5 protein-coding genes are annotated in these 3830 nt (G+C 68.6%); all 5 read right to left on the bottom strand.

Annotated features, from left to right (window positions below):
• Nucleotides 1–46: 46 nt before the first annotated feature.
• Genes moaC through ACFDTC_RS06825 form a run of 5 tightly spaced genes read right to left on the bottom strand, consistent with a single transcriptional unit; the run spans nt 47 to nt 3621 of the window.
• Entirely contained in the window at nt 47–538 is a 492-nt protein-coding gene (gene moaC / locus ACFDTC_RS06845; protein WP_375258133.1) for a cyclic pyranopterin monophosphate synthase MoaC, read from the bottom strand.
• Nucleotides 535–1338: an indole-3-glycerol phosphate synthase TrpC gene (trpC, locus tag ACFDTC_RS06840; RefSeq protein ID WP_375258132.1), complete on the bottom strand. Its 804-nt coding sequence runs from the start codon at nt 1336–1338 to the stop codon at nt 535–537. Before trpC ends, moaC begins: the two co-directional genes overlap by 4 nt.
• Nucleotides 1335–2012, bottom strand: coding sequence for a uracil-DNA glycosylase (locus ACFDTC_RS06835; protein ID WP_375258131.1), 678 nt, complete (start codon nt 2010–2012; stop codon nt 1335–1337). Before ACFDTC_RS06835 ends, trpC begins: the two co-directional genes overlap by 4 nt.
• Nucleotides 2012–3031, bottom strand: coding sequence for an anthranilate phosphoribosyltransferase (gene trpD / locus ACFDTC_RS06830; RefSeq protein WP_375258130.1), 1020 nt, complete (start codon nt 3029–3031; stop codon nt 2012–2014). The genes ACFDTC_RS06835 and trpD overlap by 1 nt, the downstream gene beginning before the upstream one ends.
• On the bottom strand, nt 3028–3621 hold the full coding sequence (locus tag ACFDTC_RS06825; protein ID WP_375258129.1) for an anthranilate synthase component II: 594 nt from the start codon (nt 3619–3621) through the stop codon (nt 3028–3030). Before ACFDTC_RS06825 ends, trpD begins: the two co-directional genes overlap by 4 nt.
• Nucleotides 3622–3830: the final 209 nt, after the last annotated feature.

The raw sequence follows: 3830 nt of genomic DNA, 5'->3' as shown, positions 1-3830 counted from the left end.
GGCGGGACAAGCGCGAAGAGCGTGTCGAGCGCCTGCGCGACCGAGATCATTCCGCCTCGCCGGTTCCGGCCTCGTACCGCCCGGACTTGCCGCCGTCCTTCAGGATCACGCGGATGCCCTCGATGCGCATGGTCTTGTCGACGGCCTTCACCATGTCGTAGACGGTCAGCGCGGCGACGGACACGGCGGTCAGCGCCTCCATCTCGACGCCGGTCTGTCCGGTGGTCTTGACCGTCGCCACGATCCGGACGCCTGGCAGCGCGGGGTCGGCGTGCAACTCGATGCCGACCTTGCTGAGCGGCAGGGGATGGCATAGCGGGATCAGCTCGGGCGTCTTCTTGCAGCCCATGATGCCCGCCAGCCGCGCGACGCCGATCACGTCGCCTTTGCTCGCGGTGCCCTCGGTGATCCGCTCCAGCGTCTCGGCGTTCATCACGATGCGGCCTTCGGCCTGCGCGACCCGGGCGGTCACGGCCTTCTCCGAGACGTCGACCATGTGCGCGGCGCCGCTTTCGTCGAAATGTGTCAAGCCGCTCATGCGGGTACCGGATCGCGAAGCAATGTACGGGTCGCCTGCTCGACATCGGCCTGCCGCATCAGGCTTTCGCCGATCAGAAAGGCGCGCGCGCCGTGTGCCGCCATGTCCGCAAGGTCCTCAGGCGTGCGCAGCCCGGACTCGGAGACCAGCAGCCGATCGTCCGAGACACCTTTCGCCAAGGCTCTGGTGACATCAAGAGACGTCTCGAACGTGTTGAGATTGCGATTGTTTATGCCGATCAGCGGGGATTCAAGCCTTAGTGCACGGTCGAGTTCGTCGCGGTCATGGACCTCGATCAGGGCGTCCATGCCCCATTCGGTCGCGCAAGCTTCGAGCTCGGCCGCCTGGGTGTCCGATACGCTCGCCATGATGATAAGGATACAATCCGCGCCGAGCGCGCGCGCCTCGGGCACCTGGTACGGGTCGTACATGAAGTCCTTGCGCAGCGCGGGCAGAGCGGTCGCGTCGCGGGCCGCGCGCAGGAACGTCTTGTCGCCCTGGAACGACGGCCCGTCGGTCAGAACCGAAAGGCACGCCGCGCCGCCTGCTTCGTAGGCCCGGGCGAGCGTGCTCGGGTCGAAGTCGGCGCGGATCAGGCCCTTGGACGGCGACGCCTTCTTGATTTCGGCGATCAGCCCGTAGCCGGTCTTCGTGGCCTTACGCAGCGCTTCGGCGAAGCCGCGCACGGGACCGGTCCGTTTCGCTTCAGCCTCGACCTCGGCCAGCGGACGCGCGGTTTTCGCAGCGGCGATCTCGTCGAGTTTGTAAGCCTTGATCTTGTCGAGGATGGTCCCGGTCATTGCCCCGTCCAGTCGATTGGCGTGTCCCCTCTGGCTTTAAGCCACTCGTTGACGCGGGAAAAGGGGCGTGACCCGAAAAACCCGCGGCGTGCCGAGAGCGGTGAGGGATGGGCGCTTTGCAGGACAAGGTGGCCATCGCCGTGGATGTGTCGGCCCTGCGCCTGCGCGGGCCGGCCCCACAGCACGAAGGCGCGCGGCTTGTCGGAGAGCGTCTGCAACACGTCGGCCGTCAAAGGCGCCCAGCCCAGCCGCGCGTGCCCGCCGGCCTGACCCGCCGGCACCGTCAGCGCGGTGTTGAGCAGCAGGACGCCCTGATCGGCCCAGTGGCGCAGGTCGCCGGTCCGCGGCCGCGCCCCGAGGTCGTCCTGCATCTCGGCGAAGATGTTCGCCAGCGACCGCGGTGGGCTGACGTCCGGTTCGACCGAGAAGGCGTGGCCGTGGGCATGGCCGGGCGTCGGGTAGGGGTCCTGCCCCAGGATCACGACCCGCACGGTTTCGGGCGTATTGCGCATGAACGCGTCGAAGACCTGGTGCGCGGGCGGCAGGATCTGGCGCGGGTCGGACCTCAGGTTCTGGCGCAGGACCGGCCAGTTCTGTGCGAAAAAGGGCAGGTGCCGCCACCCGTCCGGGGGCGAAAGGACACCGTATGCCAGGTCGTCTGAGGGTCCGGCCATCAGGCGGCGTGCGTGGCCCGCGCCAGCGCTTCGACCTTGGCCAGCGCGGCTCCGCTGTCGATGCTTTCCCGCGCCAACGCCGCCCCGTCGGGAAGGCTGTCGACCTTGCCGGCGACGACAAGCGCCGCGGCCGCGTTCAGCAGTACCGCGTCGCGATAGGCCGACGCCTCGCCGGCCAGCAGCGCGCGGAAGGCGCCGGCGTTCTCGGCGGGCGTGCCGCCCAGGATCGCCTCGAACGGATGGACGGGCAGGGCGGCGTCCTCGGGGTGGATCTCGGCCTCGCGGATCGTGCCGTCTTCGTCGAGCGCCGCGACCCAGCTTGTGCCGGTGATGGTCAGTTCGTCGGTGCCGTCAGACCCGTGCACAAGCCAAGCGCGTTCGGACCCGAGTGCGCGCAGGACCTCGGCCATCGGGTGGATCAGGTCGCGGGTGAAGGCGCCGGTGAGCTGCCGCTTGACCCCGGCCGGGTTGGTCAGCGGGCCGAGGATGTTGAAGATCGTGCGCGTGCCGAGTTCTGTCCGCACGGGGCCCACATGGGCCATGGCCGGGTGGTGCATCGGCGCCATCATGAAGGCGATTCCGCAGGCGGCCAGCGCCTTCTCGACCTTCGGCGCGTCGATCATCACGTCGATGCCCATCTGTGCCAGCGCATCGGCGGCACCGGATTTGGACGACAGGTTGCGGTTGCCGTGCTTCGCCACCGGAACGCCGGCCCCGGCGACCACGAAGGCCGTCGCGGTCGAGATGTTGAGCGTGCCCTTGCCGTCGCCGCCCGTGCCGACGATGTCGATCGCGCCGATCGGGCCGCGCACGCGCTTGCACTTGGCGCGCATAACGGCGGCGGCGGCGGCATATTCGTCGACCGTCTCGCCGCGCGTGCGCAGCGCCATCAGCAGGCCGCCGATCTGCGCGGGCGTCGCGCGCCCCTCGAATAGGATGGTGAACGCCTTTTCGGCCTCGGCGCGCGTCAGCGGACGATCGGCGGCAAGGCCGATCAACGGTCTGAGGTCGTCGCTCATGCCGCCGCGTCGACTTGTAGGCCGGCCAGGGACAGGAAATTGCCCACCAGCGCCCTGCCGTGGGCGGAGGCGATGGATTCCGGGTGGAACTGAACGCCGTGGATCGGCAGGTCGCGGTGCTGCAGACCCATGATCGTGCCATCCTCCAGCGCTGCCGTTACGGTCAGGCAGTCCGGCAGGTCGGCACGCCGAACCACCAGGCTGTGATAGCGCGTGGCCGAGAACGGCGAGGGCAGTCCGGCAAAAACGCCCGCGCCGTCGTGGTGCATCTCACCGGCCTTGCCGTGCACGATTTCGTCGTGGCGCACGACCGTACCACCAAAGGCCTGTCCGATCGTCTGATGGCCGAGGCACACGCCGAGAAGCGGTGTACCGGTCTCAGCCGCCGCGCGGGTGAGGTCGAGGCAGATACCGGCACGATCCGGATCGCAGGGGCCGGGGCTGAGCACGATGCCGGCGGGCGCCATCGCCATCGCCTCGTCGACAGAGACCGCATCGTTCCGCCGCACCACGACGTCGGTGCCGGTCGAGCCGATCAGGTGCACCAGATTGTATGTGAAGCTGTCGTAGTTATCGATCAGAAGAAGCATGCAAAAACCGCTGTGTCGGGGCTGGCGGCGGCTTTGCCCGCCAGGGTATACATGCGCAGGCGGGCCCCGCGTCGTCAAGGCCGGGTCGGGCAGGGCCGTTGCGCACTGACGGATCGACACGGTTGCGGTACAAGCCCGCCCAGACGGAGAATCCACCGGAACGGGGGCAGAATGGTACGCGGTTTCATCGCAGGCGTGATCGGAGGGAG

Source organism: Citreimonas sp. (assembly GCF_042096055.1).
In the GTDB taxonomy this organism is placed as follows: Bacteria; Pseudomonadota; Alphaproteobacteria; order Rhodobacterales; family Rhodobacteraceae; genus Citreimonas.
The sequence above is the reverse complement of the archived record's forward strand: the minus strand, read 5'-3'. Positions and strand labels throughout refer to the sequence as shown.

Excerpts from the sequence above, each read along its gene's own strand:
- ACFDTC_RS06825 (WP_375258129.1), bottom strand. The coding sequence starts at position 3,621 with ATGCTTCTTCTGATCGATAACTACGACAGCTTCACATACAATCTGGTG.
- moaC (WP_375258133.1), bottom strand. The coding sequence starts at position 538 with ATGAGCGGCTTGACACATTTCGACGAAAGCGGCGCCGCGCACATGGTC.
- trpD (WP_375258130.1), bottom strand. The coding sequence starts at position 3,031 with ATGAGCGACGACCTCAGACCGTTGATCGGCCTTGCCGCCGATCGTCCG.
- ACFDTC_RS06835 (WP_375258131.1), bottom strand. The coding sequence starts at position 2,012 with ATGGCCGGACCCTCAGACGACCTGGCATACGGTGTCCTTTCGCCCCCG.
- trpC (WP_375258132.1), bottom strand. The coding sequence starts at position 1,338 with ATGACCGGGACCATCCTCGACAAGATCAAGGCTTACAAACTCGACGAG.